The organism is Paenibacillus sp. CAU 1782 (assembly GCF_054551715.1).
In genome coordinates this window covers 33,689-55,296 of the sequence record NZ_JBTOLL010000002.1, presented here as the reverse complement: position 1 = coordinate 55,296, position 21,608 = coordinate 33,689, and the positions used below count along the sequence as shown (strand labels likewise).

Annotated in this window: 19 protein-coding genes; 14 read left to right on the top strand and 5 right to left on the bottom strand. The window is 51.7% G+C overall.

Annotated features, from left to right (window positions below; translation table 11 throughout):
- Positions 1 to 6: 6 nt before the first annotated feature.
- The 14 genes from ACX93W_RS09275 to ppk1 all read left to right on the top strand — a co-directional run bounded on the left by ACX93W_RS09275 (position 7) and on the right by ppk1 (position 16,727).
- A complete protein-coding gene (locus ACX93W_RS09275; RefSeq protein ID WP_459392083.1) occupies positions 7 to 909 on the top strand; it encodes an ABC transporter permease in 903 nt (300 codons plus the stop codon).
- 202 nt (positions 910 to 1,111) lie between these two features.
- Complete coding sequence (locus tag ACX93W_RS09270; protein WP_459392082.1) at positions 1,112 to 1,984, top strand: carbohydrate ABC transporter permease; 873 nt, start codon at positions 1,112 to 1,114, stop codon at positions 1,982 to 1,984.
- 16 nt (positions 1,985 to 2,000) lie between these two features.
- Positions 2,001 to 3,695 carry a hypothetical protein gene (locus ACX93W_RS09265; protein ID WP_459392081.1) on the top strand — a complete coding sequence of 565 codons (1,695 nt, stop codon included), beginning with the start codon at positions 2,001 to 2,003 and terminating at the stop codon, positions 3,693 to 3,695.
- A 135-nt stretch (positions 3,696 to 3,830) separates the two neighbouring features.
- A complete protein-coding gene (locus ACX93W_RS09260) occupies positions 3,831 to 4,778 on the top strand; it encodes an ROK family protein (RefSeq protein ID WP_459392080.1) in 948 nt (315 codons plus the stop codon).
- A gap of 489 nt (positions 4,779 to 5,267) precedes the next feature.
- Positions 5,268 to 6,455, top strand: coding sequence for an MFS transporter (locus ACX93W_RS09255; RefSeq protein ID WP_459392079.1), 1,188 nt, complete (start codon positions 5,268 to 5,270; stop codon positions 6,453 to 6,455).
- A 31-nt stretch (positions 6,456 to 6,486) separates the two neighbouring features.
- Entirely contained in the window at positions 6,487 to 8,727 is a 2,241-nt protein-coding gene (locus ACX93W_RS09250) for a helix-turn-helix transcriptional regulator (protein ID WP_459392078.1), read from the top strand.
- Positions 8,728 to 8,871: 144 nt separating this feature from the next.
- The gene (locus ACX93W_RS09245) at positions 8,872 to 9,363 is read left to right on the top strand and encodes a phosphatidylglycerophosphatase A family protein (RefSeq protein WP_459392077.1); all 492 of its coding nucleotides are present in this window, start codon (positions 8,872 to 8,874) and stop codon (positions 9,361 to 9,363) included.
- Positions 9,364 to 9,457: 94 nt separating this feature from the next.
- A complete protein-coding gene (locus ACX93W_RS09240; protein ID WP_459392076.1) occupies positions 9,458 to 9,646 on the top strand; it encodes a glutamate decarboxylase in 189 nt (62 codons plus the stop codon).
- A gap of 43 nt (positions 9,647 to 9,689) precedes the next feature.
- Positions 9,690 to 10,562 (top strand): acetyl-CoA carboxylase, carboxyltransferase subunit beta, encoded by an 873-nt coding sequence (gene accD, locus ACX93W_RS09235; RefSeq protein WP_459392075.1) that lies wholly within the window; start codon positions 9,690 to 9,692, stop codon positions 10,560 to 10,562.
- Complete coding sequence (locus tag ACX93W_RS09230) at positions 10,552 to 11,643, top strand: acetyl-CoA carboxylase carboxyltransferase subunit alpha (RefSeq protein ID WP_459392074.1); 1,092 nt, start codon at positions 10,552 to 10,554, stop codon at positions 11,641 to 11,643. The genes accD and ACX93W_RS09230 overlap by 11 nt, the downstream gene beginning before the upstream one ends.
- A gap of 145 nt (positions 11,644 to 11,788) precedes the next feature.
- Complete coding sequence (gene pyk, locus ACX93W_RS09225; RefSeq protein WP_459392073.1) at positions 11,789 to 13,543, top strand: pyruvate kinase; 1,755 nt, start codon at positions 11,789 to 11,791, stop codon at positions 13,541 to 13,543.
- 120 nt (positions 13,544 to 13,663) lie between these two features.
- Positions 13,664 to 14,131, top strand: a complete 468-nt coding sequence (locus ACX93W_RS09220) for an acyl-CoA thioesterase (protein ID WP_459392072.1) — start codon at positions 13,664 to 13,666, stop codon at positions 14,129 to 14,131.
- Between the two features lie 17 nt (positions 14,132 to 14,148).
- Positions 14,149 to 14,541, top strand: a complete 393-nt coding sequence (locus ACX93W_RS09215; protein ID WP_459392071.1) for an FxsA family protein — start codon at positions 14,149 to 14,151, stop codon at positions 14,539 to 14,541.
- Between the two features lie 116 nt (positions 14,542 to 14,657).
- On the top strand, positions 14,658 to 16,727 hold the full coding sequence (ppk1, locus tag ACX93W_RS09210) for a polyphosphate kinase 1 (protein WP_459392364.1): 2,070 nt from the start codon (positions 14,658 to 14,660) through the stop codon (positions 16,725 to 16,727).
- 129 nt (positions 16,728 to 16,856) lie between these two features.
- On the opposite strand, the gene ACX93W_RS09205 is transcribed toward ppk1, so the two are convergent.
- The 5 genes from ACX93W_RS09205 to ACX93W_RS09185 all read right to left on the bottom strand — a co-directional run bounded on the left by ACX93W_RS09205 (position 16,857) and on the right by ACX93W_RS09185 (position 21,578).
- A complete protein-coding gene (locus ACX93W_RS09205; RefSeq protein ID WP_459392070.1) occupies positions 16,857 to 17,654 on the bottom strand; it encodes an energy-coupling factor transporter transmembrane component T family protein in 798 nt (265 codons plus the stop codon).
- Positions 17,648 to 19,201, bottom strand: coding sequence for an ABC transporter ATP-binding protein (locus ACX93W_RS09200; protein WP_459392069.1), 1,554 nt, complete (start codon positions 19,199 to 19,201; stop codon positions 17,648 to 17,650). The genes ACX93W_RS09205 and ACX93W_RS09200 overlap by 7 nt, the downstream gene beginning before the upstream one ends.
- Before the next feature lie 4 nt (positions 19,202 to 19,205).
- A complete protein-coding gene (locus ACX93W_RS09195) occupies positions 19,206 to 19,802 on the bottom strand; it encodes an ECF transporter S component (RefSeq protein WP_459392068.1) in 597 nt (198 codons plus the stop codon).
- Between the two features lie 327 nt (positions 19,803 to 20,129).
- The gene (locus ACX93W_RS09190) at positions 20,130 to 20,348 is read right to left on the bottom strand and encodes a hypothetical protein (RefSeq protein ID WP_459392067.1); all 219 of its coding nucleotides are present in this window, start codon (positions 20,346 to 20,348) and stop codon (positions 20,130 to 20,132) included.
- A 36-nt stretch (positions 20,349 to 20,384) separates the two neighbouring features.
- Complete coding sequence (locus ACX93W_RS09185) at positions 20,385 to 21,578, bottom strand: Ger(x)C family spore germination protein (protein ID WP_459392066.1); 1,194 nt, start codon at positions 21,576 to 21,578, stop codon at positions 20,385 to 20,387.
- Positions 21,579 to 21,608: the final 30 nt, after the last annotated feature.

Genomic DNA, 21,608 nt, shown 5'->3' with positions numbered 1-21,608 from the left:
ACAGCAATGAAAAATTGGATATACATCAGGAGAAGCTGGCAGCTGTATGTGTTGCTGGTGCTCCCGCTGACTTATTTTCTACTATTCAAATACGGGCCGATGTACGGCGTACAGGTTGCTTTCAAAGATTTTAACTTTTTTCAAGGCATTGCCGGCAGCGATTGGGTAGGCATGGAGGTATTCCGCGAAGTTTTCCAAAACAATGATTTTTTCAAAGCGCTGCGAAATACGCTGTTTCTGAACCTGCTGGATATTGTGGTTTCATTTCCGGCGCCGCTTATTCTGGCTATCATGCTGTACGAGCTTCGCGTAGCCTGGTTCAAGAAAATGGCCCAAACGATACTGTATATTCCGCACTTTATTTCCTGGGTCATAATCGGCGGTATCGTGCTGCAAGTATTCGGCACGCAATCCGGCTTTATCAACAACATGCTCCATGGGCTTGGAATTGATGCTATCCCGTTTCTTTCCGACAAATATTACTGGCTGTTCACGTATCTCATTGTTGGGGTCTGGCAGAGCGCGGGTTGGGGAACCATTCTGTATCTAGCGGCTTTGACGGGCATCAACAAGGAGCTGTTTGAAGCAGCCGAAGTGGATGGCGCCAACCGCTTCCGCAAAATCTGGCATATTTCCTTGCCCGGCATCAAAACAACAATCGCAACTCTCCTGATTATTAATCTGGGCAATATGGTCGCCATCGGTTTTGATCGCCCGTTTGTTATCGGCAACGTGGCCGTCAGGGATTTCTCCGATGTTCTGAGCACCTTTGTATACCGGATCGGCATGCAATCCGGGCAAATTTCACTTGCTACCGCCGTAGGTTTGTTCCAGGCGCTGGTTGGTCTCGTCTTTTTGCTTGGCGCTAACTATGCATCCAAAAAACTGGCTGATGAAAGCATTCTTTAAATACAAATGCAAGTTCAAAAAGATTGGTTTACAGTACCGAGAAGATGGGATGAAGCTAGAAATAGAGGAGCGGAGCGTAGTGGTAGCTACGTGAGCACTGGATATTTCGGCTGAATTTCATATTCGACGCCGATTATGCCGCTAGGTATGCTTCTTAATGGAAAGCGGACTTTTTGAACAACAAGTAGAGGAGGAAATCCCGATGAGCGAACGCAGTATTAACCGATTGTTCGATTCCGCCAACATTGTGCTCTTGTTTGGAGCCGTGCTGCTATGCCTGACTCCGTTTATCCATATTGTTGCGATATCGTTAAGCTCCAGCCGTCCCATTATGTCGGGATTGGTCAGCTTTTTTCCAAAAGAGTTCACGTTTGAAGCCTATATGAAAGTTTTTTCCGACACCAGCATGATTCAATCATTGGGCTTTACGATCTTTTTGACATTGCTGACTGCTGTATTTTCCATGGTGATGACAATCGCAGCCGCCTACGCCTTGTCCAAAAGCGACCTTAAAGGGCGAAAATGGTTTATGCTCGTTATCGTGGTTACGATGTTTTTCAGCGGAGGCATCATTCCCGAATATATGCTTGTCCGCGACCTTCAGCTGCTTGACTCCGTCTGGGCGTTAGTGCTCCCGGGGCTGGTCAGCCCGTTTTATATGATCATTCTCATCTCTTTTTTCAAAGGCATTCCGGGCAGTCTGGAGGAAGCGGCCCAGATTGACGGCAGCTCCCATATCGGCACGTTGTTCCGAATCATTCTTCCTTTGTCCATGCCTGCGCTTGCGACACTCAGCTTGTTTTATGCCGTTGGACGCTGGAATGCATTTCAGGACGCCTTGATGTATATTACAAAGCCGGCGCTTTATCCGCTCCAGCTTAAGCTCTATCAAATGATCCAAAACAATCAGGTAGGCGATCTGCTGCAGCAGGAGGGCCTCGGCATGACGGAATTGATGCCGGAAAGTTTGAAGGCAGCCAGTGTAATTTTCTCAACCGTGCCGATATTGATTGTATATCCGTTTCTGCAGCGTTATTTCATCAGCGGCATTATGCTGGGGGCGGTAAAAGGTTAAGGAAGGTGACAGGTGAATGGTAACCACTATGTTGGACAGGCTGGATGAACGCCCTCGTTTTCTGGTGAAGCAAGCGATGGATATGATGGATGCGTTGTACGACGGAGCGGCGGGACTGCTCTGGGATGAAGAAAGTTTGGACCGCCACAATACGCGCAGCAGCGTGCATTATGCGCTAGGACTGCTTGTTCGAGGCGGAGAAGGCGATGCTTTGCTGGCGGAGAAGGTGCTGCATAACGTGATAGATCTGCAGCTTGATGCGCCCGGCGAAATCTATGACGGCACCTTTTTGACTGCGCCGGAGGCGACTCGTCCTCCAAGCGGGTATGGGCAATGGAACCGGTTTGGGCCCGGATTTTCCTTTTTTCTAAACGACACGTTTGAAAAGATAGCGTCCTCTCTGGAGAAGTCCATGTCAGAGAGCGTCACGGGGTTGGAACCGGGCGAGGTCCGCGGCCGCTTCTGGAAAGCGGCGGATTCCGTTATCCCGCCCGTATGGCGGAGCTATGACCCCAACTGGCGCGAATTTATCGCGTGCTCCTTTGCTGTTATTCTGGAGCATTTCGAAGCGGAGCTGCCCAGCGGGATAGTGGAGCGTATGGATGCCTCCATGGTGCGCGCGGTGGCCGGTTCGATCGATCGCCGACTGAATGACGCCATCCCGATGAATTCCAACATCGAGCTGATGCACATTTTTGCCGTCCATTATTTTGGCTACCGTTTGGGCAATAGCGGATGGATCCAGCACGCGGAGCGGGAAGCAAGCGGCTTTCTTGCCGAATTCCGCGAGTTTGACAGCTTTGCCGAATTTAATACAACGACCTATTATGGAGTGGATTTGACCGTGCTGGGCATGTGGCGTCGTTATGGACGTTCGCCGGGCATTCTGGCGGCGGGATTGGAGATTGAAGCAGGGCTTTGGCGCAATATCGGGCTGTTTTACAATCCCGTATTGGAAAATTTGTCGGGGCCGTTCGCCCGCGCCTATGAAATGGAAATGACGGAGCATAGCTCCGTAGGGGTGTTTCTTTATCTTGCATTAGGCGATGACAGCCGCCATCTGACCGGCGTAAATTGCGAAACCAGCCATGATCCGCTTATTGCGCTGGTTGGCGTAAATGTGCCGGAGGATGTGCTGCCCGGCTTGTTGGAGCATAGTGGAGACCGCTATGCCGTCAAGCGCTTCAGGGAATTGTGCGAACGCGACCGCCCGGGTCAAAATCGCAATTTGTGCACGGCATCGGCCTGGATCGAAAGAGATATTATGATCGGGGCGATGTCGGGGAGCCGGAATACAAACGGCCAAATGCATCCTGCCACGATTCATTGGAAGAGCCCGGCTGGCGAACGATATTATTTGCGGCTGATTCGCCGCGAGAAGGGCCGTGGCTGGAATACGCATTTCCGCGGCATCGTTTTTGACGCCAAGGTTGAAAAGGATAAGCTGGAAGCCTTCGTCAGAATCGACAGCGAGCTTGATATCGAGGTTTATTTTGAAATTGCGGGTCCCGGCTTGTCGCGGGCTGAACTGACGCCCGGGCTGTGGAAGCTGCCTGGTCTGATCTGCCAGGTTAAAGCGGTGGCTCCCGCTCCTTCATTCCTTGCAGAGTCTGGAAAAGCGGAAATCGTATATCCTTACCAGGCGGGCAGCGGAAGTGTGGAGATGCGCTTTACGCTGGAGCTTGAACCCGAAAAGCCGAGGAATCAATAGCCGGACGGGTTATCTATTTCATGCAGCTTGTCATTTACCGAAATCCCCTAATGATTTATAATGATAGGCTGATATGATAATGCTGCGGATCGCCTTGAAGCGCAACAGAGGGGTCGCCGTGGGATGGAGGCAGGCATGGATATTCAAAAGGGAATGGGTCATGTAGTTGGTATTGACGTCGGTGGCACCAAAACGATGGTATGTATCGCAAGCGCGGACGGCGGCATCAAGCTGCTGGAAAAATGGGAAACATCGCAACATGGCAAGCCGGAACTGTTTTTTGAATGGCTGTTTGGAGAGCTGAGATCATTGCTGGCGCGTACGGAATTGACGCTGGAAGACATTTCGGGCATCGGAATCGGCTTTCCCGGCGTCATTTCGGAGGGCGGAAAGCTTAGCCACGCTCCGGCGCTGCCATGGCCGGAAGGCGATATCCTTCCTTATATTCGCCAGTATTACCAGGGTTATGTCAAACTCGGCAACGATGTCAACATGGCGCTGCTGGGCGAATGCTGGCAGGGTTCGGCTCAAGGAAAGCGGCACGTGCTGCTGCTGACTGTTGGCACGGGCATCGGCGGAGCGATGCTGCTGAACGGCAGGCTCTACGAGGGAGCAGGCGGCGCGGCAGGAGAAGCCGGTTATGCCATTGTTGACCTTCCCGCCTTGAATGGCCAGCCGCTGAGCGGAGACGCGTTTGGACCGCTGGAGAGCGTTACGTCGGGAACAGGCATCGGCGACCATGCGAAGGCTTATTTTGAAGGCAAATCCGTTAGCGGCAGTGACAGCATCGGGGCTCCTCAGGTGCTTCAAGGCGCCATTGCCGGCGATCCTGATTACCTGGCGATTATGGAGAAGCCGCTTCAACATATGGCAGCGTTTATCGGAAGCGCAACAAGTCTGCTGAACCCGGAGCTTGTTCTTCTGGGCGGAGGCGTTGCGGATTCCGGCGATTATTACGTAAAAGAAATCGTTGAGCGCGTGCCGGCGTTTACGCCGTTCCGTGTAGATATCCGAAAAGCCGGACTCGGCAATAAAGCGGGAGCGATCGGAGCGGCTGCCGCCGCAGCGCGCATCTTCGAATAATAAACAGCATGTTCGCTTATTTCGGCTGAATGCCATATTCGAAGCCGGTCATGACGCTAGTCATGCCCCGTAATGGAAAGCGAACTTTTTGAACGACCACATCAAATGAAAGTTCAAAAAGTTCGCTTTTCAGTACCGAGAAGATGGCAAGAAGCTAGAAATCGAGGAGCGGAGCGTAGTGGAAGCTACGAGAGCACCGGAGATTTCGGCTGAATGCCATATTCGAAGCCGGCCATGACGCCAGTCATGCTCCGTAATGGAAAGCGGACTTTTTGAACGACCACATCAAATGAAAGTTCAAAAAGTTCGCTTTTCAGTACCGAGAAGATGGCAAGAAGCTAGAAATCGAGGACCGGAGCGTAGTGGAAGCTACGTGAGGACCGGAGAATTCGGCTGAATGCCATATTCGACGCCGGCCATGACGCCAGTCATGCTCCGTAATGGAAAGCGGACTTTTTGAACTACCACTTAAAGAAGGAAGATTGCATCATGATGAACAAGGCGATAATACCTGTGGAAGCGCGGAGCGACCTGTTTAAGCTAAGAATGCTCTATTTGTTTACGGGTTTGGCCGGTGGATTGTTCAATCCCTATTTGACAACCCTGTTTGTGCATCAAGGAATCGGAGCGGATGTGGCGGGGGTGCTGATGTCGGTCGGAACCTTGTTGTCCATTATGGTTCAGCCGATCTGGGGCATACTGGTCGACCGCTTCCGCCAAACCAAGCTGGTGCTGCTGCTGAGCATAGCGGTGCCGGCGTTCTTGTCGTTTTTTTACCGTTTTGAGTATATCGCTCTTATCGTGGCAGCTTATATACTGTCTATCGCGTTTCAGGCAACCCAAAGTCCGATAGCGGATTCCTATGCGGTGTCGGCGGCCCGAGCGGCCAAAACCTCCTATGGCACCATTCGCAGCCTGGGAAGTCTGGGTACGGCGCTTGGCGGCTACGCAGGCGGCGCTTTTCTGTCGCACTTCGCCATTACGCAGTTATGGATGCCGTTTCTCGGCCTCAGTCTTGCGGGAGCCGTCACCGCATTGACCTTGTCTATGCGAGGCAATGAAATGTCGTCATCCATTTCTTTGTCCCGAGGATTAAAAGATTTGCTGGGCAATACGCGCTTTGTGCTGTTTCTGGTTGCCTGCTTTTTCGTCAATCAGACGCTTACGGCGTACAACTCGTTTTTTGTTTTGTCCTTTCAAAGCGCGGGCGGCAGTTATTCGCTTGTTGGTACTGCGCTGCTGCTGGCTTCCTTGACGAACGTGCCCTCCATGCTATTGGCGGCAAAAATCGTAAAAGGCATCGGACACGAGCGGACGTTGCTGCTGGCCGCCTTTTTTTATGCGCTGCGCTGGGGCATTCAGTGGCTATTCCCGATTCCGTCCGTGATGGTCGCCATTCAGGTGCTGCACGGCCTTTCTTTCGGGTTGTTTTACGTGGCGGCGGTGGAATATGTGGCGGCTGCTTCCGGAAAAGAGATGCAGGCGACGGGACAAAGTATTTTTACGATGGTGTTCTCCGGCCTTGGGGGCATCGTGGGCAACTTGCTTAACGGTTATCTATTCTACCATGGCGGCGCCAACTCCATGTATCTGGCTTGTACAATCAGCGCTCTCGCGGGAGCGGGTCTATTGTTCGGAATAAGCAGGATGGCGGACACCAGGGCTAAACTCATGTGATAAGGCTGATTAAAAAGGGGGCAAAGAGAAGATGAAACGGAATTGGTCTAGCAGAATGATGTTTTCCTATTTTCCGATATTTCTGCTCACCATGTCGATTCTTATTTTTTTGTCCTTTCTGATTGTCGGGGAAATGTCGCGAAATGAAACAGCCAAGGCGAATCGCATCTCCACGGAATATGTGGTGGACGCCGTCGATAAAGCTCTTGCGGGCGTTCAACAGGCGGTGCTGCAGGAAGTGGAAACCAATCGGAAATTCGACGACTTTCTGGAGCAGGCAGGAATGGAGTCGAAGGACGACAGAAACGTCATGTTCGACGTTGTCCATGACCTGAGAGGGCTGCTATATCGGAATGAACTGATCGACACCATTTATATATACCGCAAAGCGGACGAGCAGGTGTTGACGATAAACGGCCTGGTGCCGGTTGCCGAATTTCCCGACCGCGACTTTCTGGAGCAGGCGAAGCTTGGAGAAAACGAAAGGGAGTGGAGCCCAGTCCGAGATTTCCGCGCCTATGGCTCGGATGGCTCCGTCAAGGTTATCAGCATCAGCAAGCAGCTGCCGCTTCCTTTTGGCTCGGAAGGCATGATCGTTGTAAATGTAAGCATGTATCGGCTGGAGAGCATGATCAAGGCAATGACCAACAGTCAGCTTTCGTTTATGCGGGTTACGGATCATAACGGCGACCTTGTTTTTTCGCTTCAGCATGATTCCGCCGAAGAAGGCCGGGTGCTGAACCGTATTGCGTCTGACCGCGCCGGATGGGTTTTTGAAAGCGGCATTGCCGCCGGAGAGCTGTTCGCCTGGATGACGGTTGTTACCTACATCTGGATCGGCATCGGAGTTGCGACGGTTATAGCGGGGACGGCATATATCCTCTACATTACCCGCAAAAACTATCGTCCGATTAAAGTGATGCTGAACCGGCTGGAAGCTCTGCAATTGCGTGACGAAACGCTTCAGAACGCCTCCGGCAATGAACTGGTGCTGATCGATCAGGCATTGGAAGCGCTGATTGCCCAAACGGTGGATTACCGGGAGCGATATGATGAAAATTTGCTTGTTCAACGCAGGGCGCTGTTTCTGGATCTGCTGGAAGGGGAACCTTCGGCGGTAACGGCGGAGAGGATGGAACGTCTGCAGGCGCTGCCGTTGTCGCGTCATTCGTCACATTACGCCTATATTTCAGCGGAGATCAATCAATATGCGGCGTTTCGGGAAAAATTCGGCAACGAGGATCAAAATGTGCTGAAGCTGACCATGATGAATCTGTTTCAGGAGATGGCTGCCGAGGAAGGGCTGCGCGGTTGGGCGGAATGGATCAGCGCAAGCAAGCTTGGGCTGATCGTGTCACTGGAAGGAAAACCGGACAACGCTGCGGATGTAGAGGCGCTTCGCTCGCTGGCGGACAGATATTTGCGCTGGACAAGCGGCAATCTGGGCGTGTCGCTGGCTATCGGAATCGGCCCTGCCGTGCCGGAGCTGGAAAAGCTTCCGATGTCGCGGGCCGCAGCGGATAATGCGCTTCGCCACAAGCTTGCGCTGGGACAGGATATGGTTGTGGTTGGCGGAAATGTATCCGGGCCAACCTCGTCCAAGTCCTATCATTATTTGAAAATGATCGGAGATCTGGTCAGGGAGTTCCGGCTGGCTGACGAAGGCTGGCGAAGCAGGCTGGAGGAGATCTTTGCCGTTTTTCGGGCTGAAGGCATCAGCGACGAAGAAATCCGCATGGTGCTGCGCTTGCTGGTACAAATGCTGGGCCGTGAGCTGGGCGAGATGTCGGAAGGTTTGCGCCGCATTTTGAGCGGGCCGGGCAGCACGGTTTATTATGCCGAGTTGGAAGCGGAATCGACGCTTGCCGGCGTGCAGGCAGCCATGCGGGGCTGGCTGGCGGAGATTTACCGGATTTACGTGACGGCGAGCGAGTCCAAAAGCTACCGAGCGATGATTAGCGAGATGAAAAAATATATCGAGGAAAACTTCGACAACCCGGATTTGTCGCTTAAGCACTTAAGCGACAAATTCCAAATATCGGGCAAATACGCCAGCCATTTGTTCAAAGAAGAGTTCGATATGAAGTTTGTTGATTTTCTGACGCAGCTTCGCATGCAGAGGGCTGAATTTTTGCTGGCCGCCACAAGCGACAATGTACAGGATATCGCGCAAAAGGTCGGTTATGCCAACTCCATAACATTTGGCCGCGTATTTAAGCGGATCGTCGGGGTTACGCCGGGCGATTATCGCAAACACGGCATGAAGCCGTAATTAGGTAAGCCGCAGGAAGGATGCCGCATCCGCCCCGCGGCTTTTTTTGTTTTGAGGCGGCAGTCATGCCATCCCGAACAGGCACATAATCTGCGGCTTGCGCATATGCATATAGATACAAGCAGTTGCGAGAGGATGAAGCCCATGAGCAAAATCGAAAGCTGGCTGGAGAAGCGAGGCGTCAAAGTCGGGGATGTCGCGGATATCGTATTTAGCCTTCAGCGGCCCTACAATGCCAGTCTTACATTGGAGCAATGCGCGGAAAGCGTGCGCGCCGTTCTGGAGAAGCGCGAGGTGCAGTACGTGCTTTATACAGGCATTGCATTGGATGAGCTGGCGGAGAGGCGTTTGCTGCCGGAGCCGCTTCAGGCGATAATGGAACGCGATGAATCCCTCTACGGAGTGGATGAGACGTTGGCCCTCGGCATTACCAATGTTTACGGCATGATCGGCCTCACCAGCTTTGGATATTTGGACAAAATGAAACCGGGCATTATCCGCCAACTGAACGAAAAAGGCAAAAAAATTCATGTGTTTCTGGATGATCTGGTCGCGGGTCTCGCCGCGGCGGCATCTGCGAGAATCGCGCATGGCGATCCCGCGGCCATCCAATATGATTTGCCGGAAAGCCTGTAATTGTGTTATCATTGTGACATCATATGGCCTTTGGCGGGATTGGCAAGTTTTGAAGGTCAGCTTTGCTGACGCATAGCTTTCAGGAGGTACCACGATGTGGACGGTTATTTACATCGCACCAACAGCAAAAATGGCAGAAAACATCAAGAAACGGCTCACGGAAGAAGGTTTTTTAATCAAGATCCGGCCCGTCAATCTGTCCAAACAGCAATATGAGATTTTGGTCCCATCCGGCGAGCTAGAGGAAGTGCAGGAAGTGTTTAATTCCATCATTCGCCCGTAAGGTCCGGTTCAATACTATTGCGCCTTGAGAGGTGTCACATAACGTGCAGATAAAAGATTTGTTTTCGAAGAAAAAATATGCAACCATCCCTTCGGGACGCCCCAAGCGGGACATTCCGGAGGGGTTGATGAACAAGTGCTCCAAATGCGGCACCATTCAGTACAGCAAAGAACTGGAGAAAAACTTGAAGGTTTGTTCGTCATGCGGTCATCATTACCGGTTGAATGCGTGGGAACGCATCGGAATGACGCTTGACGGCGGACGCCTGACTCAGTATGACGAGGAAATGGAATCCGTGGATCCGCTCACGTTCCCGGGTTATGCAAGTAAGCTGGAGCAGCAGAAAGCCAAATCGGGATTGCGCGATTCCGTTGTTACGGGAGAAGGCACTATCGGCGGCTACCCTGTAGTTGTCGCCGTTATGAGCTTCGACTTTTTCACCGGCAGCATGGGCTCCGTAGCGGGCGAAAAGATCACGCGCGCAATTGAAGCTGCTCACAGCAAGTCGCTGCCGCTGATCATCTTTTCGACATCCAGCGGCGCGCGCATGCAAGAGAGCATTTTGAGCTTGATGCAGATGGCCAAAACGAGCGCGGCGTTGTCCCGTTTTCAAGGGGACGGCGGCCTCTATATTTCCGTGTTTACGGATCCGACGACGGGAGGCGTATCGGCCAGCTTCGCATCGCTTGGCGATTACAATTTGGCCGAGCCCGGAGCATTGATCGGCTTTGCCGGACGTATCGTCATCGAACAGACGATTCGCCAGAAGCTGCCGGATAATTTCCAGACGGCGGAGTTTAATCTGCAGCATGGCCAGCTTGACAAGGTGGTTCATCGCAAAGATATGAAGAGCACATTAAGCAAGCTGCTTGATCTGCATGGCGTAAAAAAGGAGGAGTCGATTGATGCCGAATGAGCTGCCTTTTGAGAAGCCCGTTGTGGAGCTTCGTCAAAAAATCAAGGAGCTGAAAAGCCTGAGCGTAGGCAAAGGAATCGATTTCTCCGAGGAGATATTGCGGTTGGAGGAGCGCTGCAAACAGCTGGAGGAAGAGCTCTACAGCGAGCTGACTCCCGCCCAGAAAATGCATTTGGCGCGCCATCACCAGCGTCCAACCTCGCTGGACTTCATCGGTTCCATTTTTACGGATTTTATTGAATTGCACGGCGACCGTCTGTTTGCGGACGATCTCGCCATTGTAGGCGGTTTGGCAAAGCTGAACGGTTTGCCGGTGACCGTTATCGGGCACCAGCGCGGCAAGGATACCCGCGACAATATAGCGCGTTTCTTCGGCAGCCCCCATCCGGAGGGTTTCCGCAAGGCGCTTCGTCTCATGCAGCAAGCGAACAAGTTCGGGCGCCCCATCATTACCTTCATTGATACAAAAGGCGCTTATCCTGGCAATACGGCCGAGGAACGCGGCCAGTCTGAAGCTATAGCACGCAACCTGCGCGAAATGGCGGGTTTTGGCGTGCCTATCGTCTGCGTGGTTATCGGCGAAGGCGGCAGCGGAGGAGCGCTTGCGCTTGGCGTAGGCAACCGTGTGCTGATGCTGGAAAATGCGATCTACTCCGCGATTTCCCCTAACGGAGCAGCCTCCATTCTGTGGAAGGACGCTTCGCGTGCGGATCAGGCTGCGGAAGCAATGAAGATTACGGCTAAGGACCTGCTGGCCTTCGGCATCATTGAAGAAATAATTCCAGAGCCGCAAGGCGGAGCTCATCGCGATCTGGAAGTTCAAGCGGAGTCCATCAAGACGGCGGTAGCCCGCCATCTGGAAGAACTGCTCGCCATGAACGCAACCGAATTAATAGAGGACCGCTATCAGAAATTCCGCAAAATTGGAGAGTTTCAATTTGCAGCTGCAGAAAAGGCTGCCGAAGCCCCGATCCAGCAAGCCGATCCGGCAAAATTGGATGAGGTCAGCGCGGAAAACCATTCCAATGGCTCCGGCGATAATTTGCAGCAGGATAAAGAAGCCGCTCCCCAAATTAACTAGCATTGATTTGCAGAGGTGCATACACTCGTCAAGCCGGAGAGAGGACAAGTTCCGGCTGGCGTGCATGTATAGATAGTTACAATACTTGCAACAATTAGGCAATGAGCTGGACGACATTTTATGCTCTAAACGGAGGAATTTAAAAATGCGCAAATCGAAAATCGTATGTACAATCGGTCCTTCCAGCGAGTCGTTGGAAAACACCAAAAAACTGATTCAAGCAGGCATGAACGTGGCGCGCCTCAACTTCTCCCACGGTGACTTCGAGGAGCACGGCAACCGGATCAAAAACATCCGTAAAGCCAACGAAGAGCTGGGCACTTCCGTAGCGATCCTGCTGGACACCAAAGGCCCTGAAATCCGTCTGGGCAAGCTGAAGGAAGAGCCGATTGAATTGGTTCAAGGCGAAACGATTACGCTGACGACCGAAGAGATTTTGGGCGACCGCAACCGCATTCCGGTTACATACGGCAATCTGCCTAACGATCTGACTGTTGGCTCCACCGTGCTTATCGACGACGGTTTGATCGGTTTGACAGTTGAAGGCATTGAAGGAACAGAAATTCATTGCCGCATTATCAATAACGGACCTATCAAAAGCAAAAAAGGCGTTAACGTTCCCGGCGTAAAAATTTCCTTGCCCGGCATTACGGAAAAGGATGCAGGGGATATCGTATTCGGCGTAGAGCAAGGCGTCGATTTTATCGCGGCTTCCTTTGTCCGCAAAGCAAGCGACGTTCTGGAAATCCGCGAGCTTCTCGAGAAGCATAACGGGGGCCATATCCAGATCATTTCCAAAATCGAAAACCAGGAAGGCGTAGACAACCTGGACGAAATTCTGGAAGTTTCCGACGGACTGATGGTAGCCCGCGGCGATCTTGGCGTTGAAATTCCGGCTGAAGAAGTTCCGCTGGTTCAAAAAATGATGATCAAAAAATGTAACCATGCCGGCAAACCGGTTATTACGGCTACACAAATGCTGGATTCCATGCAGCGCAACCCGCGCCCGACGCGCGCAGAAGCGAGCGACGTAGCCAACGCTATTTTTGACGGCACGGATGCCATCATGCTTTCTGGCGAAACGGCTGCCGGCAAATATCCGGTGGAATCGGTGCAAACGATGTCCCGTATTGCCGAGCGTACAGAGCAGGCTTTGGAATACCGCGAAATTTTCACAAGACAAGCAAACGCGCAAAAAACAAGCGTAACGGAAGCTGTCAGCCAAGCTGTTGCCAACTCCGCGCTTGATTTGAACGCTAAAGCGATTATTACATCGACGCAAAGCGGCTTTACAGCACGCGTTGTATCCAAATACCGTCCAAAAGCTCCGATTATCGCTGTAACTCCCGATGAATCCGTTATGCGCCGCCTGGCTCTTGGCTGGGGAGTATTCCCGGTTAAAGGCCAAGACGCAAACTCGACGGACGAAATGTTCGAGCACGCTGTTAAAGGCGCGTTGGCTACCGGCCTTCTGAGCTTGGGCGATACGGTTGTTATTACTGCAGGCGTGCCAATCGGCCGCGCAGGAACAACAAACCTGATTAAAATTCACCATGTCGGCGAATTGCTTGCGCAAGGCCAAGGCATCGGCAGCCAAAACGTAACGGGCAAACTTGTTGTAGCCCGTACGCCTCAGGAAGCGAATGAAAAAGTTCAGCCTGGCGATATTCTGGTAGCTGTATCCACCGACAAAGAATATATGCCTGCATTCGAAAAAGCCGGCGCTGTTATTACCGAGCAAGGCGGCATTACAAGCCATGCGGCCGTTTGCGGTCTGAACCTGGGCATTCCGGTTGTACTTGGCGTAGCTAATGCGCTTGAGACGCTGAAGGATGGCATGGAAGTAACAATTTACGGAGAAACCGGCGTTATTTATTCCGGCCAATCCAAAGTACTTTAATGAGCCTTTACTGGGCTCATCCCTTAATATAACGCAGTAAACAAGAAGCGATGGTGAGCATTCACCGTCGCTTTTTGCAAATGAAAAGACATACGGAATTCGAATAGGGGAGGACGGGGCATGCTTAACAATAAAAGCTGGGTTTGTCATCCGCTGCGCGTCCGGTATCAGGAATGCGACAGCATGGGCGTTGTTTTTCACGCAAATTATGTAACCTGGTTTGAAATTGGCCGTACTGAATGGATAAGGCAGTTGGGCTATTCCTATAAAGCCATAGAAGAGCATGGTTTGCTGCTGCCCGTGGTGGATTTGCAATGCTCGTATCTTGCGCCAGCCCGTTATGACGATATGGTGATGGTATGCACAACCGTCGTCGAGGTGTCGCCGCTTAGACTTGCTTTTCAGTCGCAGATCCGGAAAGTATCTGAAGAGCAATTTCAGCCTTGCCATGCTGCAACTAGGGAAGAGCTCCCTGGCGAGCTGCTGGTGGAAGGGTCAACGCGTCATGTATGGCTCAATAGCCAGTGGAAGCCGATACGGCTGAGCAAACAGCTGCCTGAGCTTTTTGCGGCAATAGGTGGTCAATAAGGAGAGGGTGGAATAGAATGGTAAAATGGATCATTCCGGTCATTTTGATATTTCCCATCATCGAAATTTGGGGCATTCTTCAAGTCGGAGATTGGCTTGGCGGCTGGAATACCTTTTTGCTGCTGCTCGTGACGAGCGGCTGCGGCGCCTATTTTGCCCGGCTGGAGGGAAGAAAGGTTTGGCAGGAGGTTCAGCGTCAGACCCAGCAAGGCATTATGCCGGGACGTTCCATGATTGACGGACTTTGTGTGCTTGTTGGCGGTTTACTTTTGCTGCTGCCGGGATTTTTCTCCGATATTGCGGGACTTCTGCTGTTGCTGCCGCCCACAAGGCCTATTTTTAAAGGGCTGATTCTGAAATGGCTCGAAAAAGTGATGAAAAACGGAAATTATTCCATTCGCCGATACTAGTTTTTACTTTCCCTTAATAATTAATTGATATGATGATAAACAATGGCCTTTACAATGGGACAGACAAGTAGTTTTATATCCTGGTGTTGTGTAGATGTGTCTCTAGGAGGAACATGATGATTAAGCATATGTCCCATTACGTCAACCGTGATTTAAGCTGGATCGAATTTAACCGGAGAGTGTTGGAGGAAGCGCAGGATATCCAAAATCCGCTGCTGGAGCGCGCCAAGTTTTTGTCCATTGTGTCAAGCAATCTGGATGAATTTATGAGCGTGCGCGTGGCAGGCATTCAGGATCAGATGCGTGCCGGTTTGGCTAAAACCGATTTTTCCGGCTACACGCCTGCAGGTTTGTGGAAAAGGCTGATTAAACGCACAGCTGCGATGGTGGGAGAGCAATACCGTACTTATCGGGAAATTATCAGGTCGCTTGCCAAAGAAGGCATTTGCATGCGCACGCTGGATGAGCTTAATGTAACTCAGAGCAATGCGATGAGCGATTATTTTCATGAAATTGTTTTTCCGGTCTTGACGCCAATGGCCGTGGACCAGAGCAGGCCGTTCCCGCTAGTTCATACCAAAGAGCTTTATTTGGCTGTTCTGCTACAGAGAGTAGAAGCCGATGAGAACGACGAGCCGCTGTTTGCCATCGTGCAGGTGCCGTCGATTTTGCCGCGTTTTGTTCCGATCCCCGGCAGGACTAATAGCAAAAAACTGGAGTTTGTGCTGCTTGAGGAATTGATCGAGCGGCATATCAATACATTGTTTAATGGCTATACGCCATTTGCCGTACATCCGTTCAGATTGACCCGTAACGCGGATCTTACGCTGAATGAAGAAGGCGCAGAGGATCTGCTTGAGGAAATCGAGAAGGAGCTGCGCCGCCGCAGATGGGGGATTCCCGTCCGGCTTGAAGTCGCCAAGGGCATGCATCCCTATGCGCTGGAGACCTTGCTTGAGGAGTTGGAAATTCAGGACAATCTGTTTGAAATCGACGGCCCGCTGGATCTCAGCTTTTTGATGCGTTTTTCGGGCAGCTTGCCGGGACATGACAATTTGCGTTATGAACGGATGGAGCCCGTATATCCGCGTGAATTTGATGACAACGACGATATGTTCGAGGTTATGCGCGAAAGGGATGTTCTGCTTTACCACCCTTACGAATCCTTCGAAGCCGTTACCGATTTTCTGATGCAAGCGTCTTACGACCCTGATGTATTAGCCATCAAAATGACGCTTTACCGGGTGAGCGGGCAATCGGCGCTTGTTCAAGCGCTGGCGAAAGCGGCGGAGTCCGGCAAGCAGGTAACGGTTGTTGTGGAGCTGAAAGCCAGGTTTGACGAGGAACGAAATATCGCATGGGCGAGACAGCTGGAAAAAGCGGGCTGCCATGTGGTGTACGGCCTTGTCGGATTAAAAACCCATGCCAAAATATTGCTGGTCGTCCGTCGCGAGCAAGGAACGCTGCGGCGATACGTTCATGTCGGCACCGGCAACTACAATGACAATACGGCTATGCTGTATACCGACATTGGCCTTTTTACCTCCCATCCGGTTATCGGGGCGGATGCCTCCGCTTTGTTTAACGAAGTGACGGGTTATTCCTCGCCGTATGACTGGAAGGCGTTTGGGGTGGCGCCAACCGATCTGAAAGAGAAGCTGTACCGGCTAATTGATCGTGAGCGCGACAATGCGCTGGCGGGCAAGCATGCACGAATTGTTGCCAAAATGAACAGCTTGTCCAATCAGGAGATGATCGACAAGCTGTACGAGGCTTCGCAAGCCGGCGTTAAGATCGATCTCATTGTAAGAGGCGTATGCTGCCTGCGTCCGGGTGTAGCGGGACGCAGTGAAAATATAAAGGTCATCAGCATCGTTGACCGTTTCCTGGAGCATTCCAGAGTGATGTATTTCTATAACAACGGCAATGAAGAAGTATACTTATCCAGCGCGGACTGGATGACGCGAAATCTGATGAAGCGGATTGAGCTGATGTGCCCGGTCTTCGACCCTGCGCTGCGCGATATTTTGATCACCATGCTGAACCTGAATCTGGAGGATAACGTCAAGGCGCGAGAGCTGAAGCCAAACGGATTGTACGAAAAGGTAGCCGGAGCCCCGGAAGCCAAACCGTTCCGCAGCCAGTTCGAAGCCAAGGTTATTTCCCTCTGGAAAGGGCATGGTTGAGTAGAATAGGACAGCCGTAACTGTGAACACAAAATAAACCTTTAAGCAGTCGGACAATTTCTCCGGTTGGCTTAAAGGTTTTTTGTATTGAAGACCTCGGATACAGCTTATTGAGAACGGCAAAATGCGCTACATAATCCCCCTCGCATCCTGCGTATCAAAATACGGCAGCTCTGTGCCCAGCCAGATTGATATCAGCAAGGCTGCGATTAGATAAAGGACAAACAGCGGATCGAGTTTGGAGTACCCGAACCGGTAGTAGTAGGTTCGGGTTGCGCTGCTGTCGAACTGCCTTGCCTCCATGGCGACGGCAATTCGTTGGGCTCTTCGAATGCTTTGGGCCAAAAGCGGTATGGCATATTGGCGCAGCGTCCGGTAAAAGCCGGCGGGGGTCCAGCCCGTTCGGATGCCACGGATTTTGTGCGCATGCCGCAGCGACTGGAATTCCTCCAGCATGATCGGAAGCAGACGCATTGCCGCCAGAAAGCTGTATGCATATTTGGGCGACAGCTTCCACTGCTGCATAAGAGAATAAAACAGGGCAACCGGCCGGGTCGTCAATCCAAACAGCAGACCGGCGGCAGCCATGTTAAGCGAGCGGAAGCCAAGATGCAATCCTCGGTAAAAGCTCTCCTCGGTAATATGAATTAGTCCATAACGGAACCAGGTTGTCGATCCGCTGCCAAACATCATCATACCGGTTGATGATGACACGAATACGAGCAGAAACGGGGAGGCGTATAGCAGCAGCCTTCGCCATGGATGGCCGGACCAGACCAGCAGCAGAAGGACGCAAATAGTCAGGTTGATTAACACGTTCAGATTATGGATAAAGAGCACGGTAACAAACAGCGCCATAAACATAAGCAGCTTAACCGTCGGGTTTAGACGGTGCAGCCACGTCGAATGGAATGGAAATGTCAGCATGGCCGTGTGTCCTCCTTTATCCAGGAACGTTCGATTTGCGTAAACTCGGCAATCTTTCCCTTTTCCACATGCCAAATCACCGCTGCATAGTCGCGAACAATGTCTTCGTCGTGCGTAACCATCACAATGGAAGTTCCGCTGCGTCGCAGCTCCTCCAGCTTATCAAGCAAAGCAAACGTATTGGATGCATCCAGTCCAAAGGTAGGTTCGTCAAGCAGCAGCAATTGCTGCCCGCGCTCCATTGCGGCAGCTACGCTAAGCCTCCGCTTTTGTCCCATCGAAAGCTGGTAGGGATGCCGTTTTCGGTAGGGCAGAAGCTGGAACCGTTCCAGCGTCTCCGTGATGCGCTGTTCTCTTTCCCTAGAATGGACACGATCACGAGGAATGGAGAAGGAGATTTCTTCTTCTACCGTTCCGGCAATAAACTGAAGCTCGGGGTTTTGAAAAACAAAAGCGGCAAGCTCCGCTACCTGTTCGACCTTGCCATTTAGCAGATTTTCCACCTTACGGTGGCCTTCCGTCTTGATCAAACCCATAATACCCAGCAGCAGAGAGCTTTTTCCTGCGCCGTTGGCTCCTGTAACAGCAACCCATTCGCCAGGCTTCACAATAGCCCGCTCTACCTCTATCTTAATCTCGCCGCCGCGCCGACCTCGAAAATGCTCTAGAGCAAGCCGGGGCAAACTGCCGCTTGCAGCCGACTTTGAAGCGTCCCTTGGGCCTATTGCCGAACCACTATCGGATGCTGTTCTCAAGGCTTCTTTTGAATCTGGCGCTAAGTCAACAATGTATCCCGATTCCTCGCATCTCAACTTACGGCGATGCTCCTCCCAAACGCCGGGATGCCAGATGCCGTATTCGGTCAGCAGATCCCGGCAGGAAGCAAACACGTCCGAAGGCGTGCCGTCCGCGATCCAGCTTCCGTCCGGTCCCATGACGAGGATACGATCAACCCAGTCGAGAACCTCATTGATTTTGTGCTCCACGATTACGATGGTTTTTCCGGCCGCGTTCCGCTTGATCGTATCCCATACCTGGCGTGTGCCTCCCGGGTCCAGCAGGGCGGTTGGTTCGTCAAGAAACAGAACCTCCGGCTTCAGCGCAAGGGCGGAGGCGATAGCCAGCCGCTGCTTCATGCCTTGCGAAATGGTGCCGATCAATGTATGGGCATCACCAAGCTGCAAGCCGACCAGTTCCAGCAGAGCAAGGATTGCCGCAGGCATTTCCGCGCGGGGCACCTTCAAATTTTCCAGGACAAATGCTAATTCCTCGTCCACATACGGCATGCAGAATTGTGTATCCGGGTCCTGAAACACATAGCCGGAGTGCTGTGGCACGGTGATGCCATCATGCTTCATCGGAAGCTCGATGGAGTTAGGGACAAGCCCGCTTAACGCCTGCAATAAGGTTGATTTTCCGCATCCGCTTGGGCCAAGCAGCAATGTTTTTGTTCCTTTTTTTATAGAAAGAGACAGCCCCTGGAATAGCAGGCCGTCTTCACCCGGGTATTTTAGCCGCAAATTTTCAAAACCCGTTGCTACATCCATGACATTAACCTAAAGCATCGTAATCTTTTTTGCTTACAGGGCGCAGCAGATTTGTAACGCCCGTTTTCTCCAGCGCTTTCGACAGCGCATATGCGAACAAGCCCGCAATGACGATGCTGCCCAGCAAACGAAGGACGATTAACAAGGTCAAATTCCATGGCGATAAATATTCAATATATCCGTAAGACACATCCAGAATGAGCGATGCCGCCGCGGCTCCAATGGCCGCCAATGACGTAACAATTACGCCAGACCTGCGATAAGCGAACAACGCAAAAAACAGCTCCGCCCCCGCGCCCTGCGCAAGACCATAAAATAATGTAGCGATTCCCCATTCGCTGCCCAGCAAAGCGGACACGGTAGCGGCGGCTACTTCAGCCAAAATGGCGACGCCCGGTTTGCGAATAATGAGGAATGCCAGCGTTCCCGCGATAAACCACATGCCGTAAATCGTTTGTTCGGCATGTGTGCCAAATGGCTTGACGACATCGTACATCGGTCCCCAAAGCTTATAGATGACCCCTAAAACAACAGCGATAACGATCGTGACCAACACATCGGTTAACGTTAACCCTTTTTTTCCTTTTGCAGTCGAAGACATAAACAATCTCTCCCTTTCCTTATTCAAAATCGTCGCATGACTAACGGAGCCATGAAAAAAAGCCTCCCGGTTTACCGGCAGGCTTCAACTTATGCACGAAAAAAAGATGCACAAATATTCTCTACGCTGGCATTACCCAGATCAGATTGACGGTCAGCGGCATAAGGCCGCAATCTCAGCAAGACTTCATCAAGCACCCGTTGTGTATGCGATTCTTTATAAACTTACCGAATAATGGCCTATTTGACAACTGTTTTTTTGAATAACCCATCAAAACGCTGCTTGAATTTGCGCAATTCCTCCTTAAACGAGGAGGGGAATCGGCCTTTATTGCATCATTTTATCCAGCTTTCCAAAAAGGAGCTTTACCACTTGGGAAGGCCCGGGCAAGCTTGGCTGAAATAGAAGAAGCAGGGCAAGAACGGCCGTCGCCAGTGTGATGCCCGTAGTTATTGCCCGAACCTTTTTAACCCGGCTGCCGCGCCATTCCCCAAAAATTATGGAGAGGGTCAGCAAAAGAATGCCCATCGTAGATAGAATCTTCATCGTACGTCTCCTTCCGCGTGTTAAAGGCATTTTGGACTATTCGGTAATCTGATGCGGGATGCCTTGGGGCTCAATGGATTTGCCCGTATCCGTTATGACCACTTTTCCGGAAATATGGACCTTCATATTACGGTAAATATTTTCCCAATTCCGCTGGTGCTGCTTCCATTGCTTGGGGTCATAGCGGCGGAACTTGACGGCGAATTTGAAAAGGTCCGCCGACATTTCTTGCTGGGCAAGCTGCAGGGCTTGCCCGGCCAACTGCTTGAACCGGTTTAGCCAAGCCTCCTCGACTTTGGCCAGAACGATGGGGTTGGCCAAATCGGAATCGGTTGTATTGAGCACGATTTCGCCCTTTGACTGAATATGGATATCCATGCTCCATTCGCCGTTAGCAATGCGGGGAGTCAAGATTGTTTTGGTGTCTTCCGGCCGAATGGAAAACGACCCTTTTACATTTTCGATTTCGATGGGCATGATGATGTTGTTTAATTCGTTGGAAAGCAAAAGCACCCCTATGCTGACCGGCTCGGTTACTGTTGTTATGTAATCTCCGTTACTGTACAGGCTGAGCCCTTTAATAAAAGGTGTTGTGGCCAGTTTTTTTTGCCCGGGATCGGCGGGAGATATGAGCAGGCGCGACAAAATGGCAGAGCTGCTGGGGCCAGAAATGGATTGAGCCAATTCCAGCATCGTAACGCGTGTGCCCAGTCCCAGATTAGCCATCTCGCGCAATGATTCCGCCGAACTTCTCTCCAGGGGATCAAGCAGCGTCAAAATTTCCTTGGCATCTCCTTTGCTGGAGAACACATAGGCATGCTCCCGAAATTGGGGATAGCGAAGAAGAAAATCGATATATTCGCGCAGTCCTTGCTTGCCGGCCTGTTCGCTGATTACAACAACCTCGCAGTGTCCCCAAAACATTTCCCGCGATATTTTTCTCTGCAGGCGATTCAATGCTTCGGCGATTGTTACGCCTTCTGCCGTGCGGATCATGGTTACGCCGCTAGGGCTGCTTTCCGTGCTGCCGCTGCTGCTGGTGCCTCCGCTTTTGCGCGGGATAAATATTTGCGCGGTTAATTGTACTTTTTTGTTGGAGTAGTCAATGCCAGTAGCCAAAACGACAGCCAAGTCGTTGATTTCATGTCGGTCCCAACAGCCGGATAAGGTCAGGCAGCACAAAAGAGGAAGAAGAAAAACGATACAGCTTTTTATTACGCCAGGCTTCACGTTTTCAGCTCCTTTTCATCAGCGTCCTTT

Coding starts and splice junctions, on each gene's coding strand:
- ACX93W_RS09230 (WP_459392074.1), top strand. CDS start 10,552: ATGCCGAATGAGCTGCCTTTTGAGAAGCCCGTTGTGGAGCTTCGTCAA.
- ACX93W_RS09255 (WP_459392079.1), top strand. CDS start 5,268: ATGATGAACAAGGCGATAATACCTGTGGAAGCGCGGAGCGACCTGTTT.
- ACX93W_RS09200 (WP_459392069.1), bottom strand. CDS start 19,201: ATGGATGTAGCAACGGGTTTTGAAAATTTGCGGCTAAAATACCCGGGT.
- ACX93W_RS09205 (WP_459392070.1), bottom strand. CDS start 17,654: ATGCTGACATTTCCATTCCATTCGACGTGGCTGCACCGTCTAAACCCG.
- ACX93W_RS09195 (WP_459392068.1), bottom strand. CDS start 19,802: ATGTCTTCGACTGCAAAAGGAAAAAAAGGGTTAACGTTAACCGATGTG.
- ACX93W_RS09215 (WP_459392071.1), top strand. CDS start 14,149: ATGGTAAAATGGATCATTCCGGTCATTTTGATATTTCCCATCATCGAA.
- ACX93W_RS09240 (WP_459392076.1), top strand. CDS start 9,458: ATGTGGACGGTTATTTACATCGCACCAACAGCAAAAATGGCAGAAAAC.
- ACX93W_RS09260 (WP_459392080.1), top strand. CDS start 3,831: ATGGATATTCAAAAGGGAATGGGTCATGTAGTTGGTATTGACGTCGGT.
- pyk (WP_459392073.1), top strand. CDS start 11,789: ATGCGCAAATCGAAAATCGTATGTACAATCGGTCCTTCCAGCGAGTCG.
- ACX93W_RS09220 (WP_459392072.1), top strand. CDS start 13,664: ATGCTTAACAATAAAAGCTGGGTTTGTCATCCGCTGCGCGTCCGGTAT.
- ACX93W_RS09190 (WP_459392067.1), bottom strand. CDS start 20,348: ATGAAGATTCTATCTACGATGGGCATTCTTTTGCTGACCCTCTCCATA.
- ACX93W_RS09265 (WP_459392081.1), top strand. CDS start 2,001: ATGGTAACCACTATGTTGGACAGGCTGGATGAACGCCCTCGTTTTCTG.
- ACX93W_RS09270 (WP_459392082.1), top strand. CDS start 1,112: ATGAGCGAACGCAGTATTAACCGATTGTTCGATTCCGCCAACATTGTG.
- ACX93W_RS09275 (WP_459392083.1), top strand. CDS start 7: ATGAAAAATTGGATATACATCAGGAGAAGCTGGCAGCTGTATGTGTTG.
- ppk1 (WP_459392364.1), top strand. CDS start 14,658: ATGATTAAGCATATGTCCCATTACGTCAACCGTGATTTAAGCTGGATC.
- ACX93W_RS09245 (WP_459392077.1), top strand. CDS start 8,872: ATGAGCAAAATCGAAAGCTGGCTGGAGAAGCGAGGCGTCAAAGTCGGG.
- ACX93W_RS09250 (WP_459392078.1), top strand. CDS start 6,487: ATGAAACGGAATTGGTCTAGCAGAATGATGTTTTCCTATTTTCCGATA.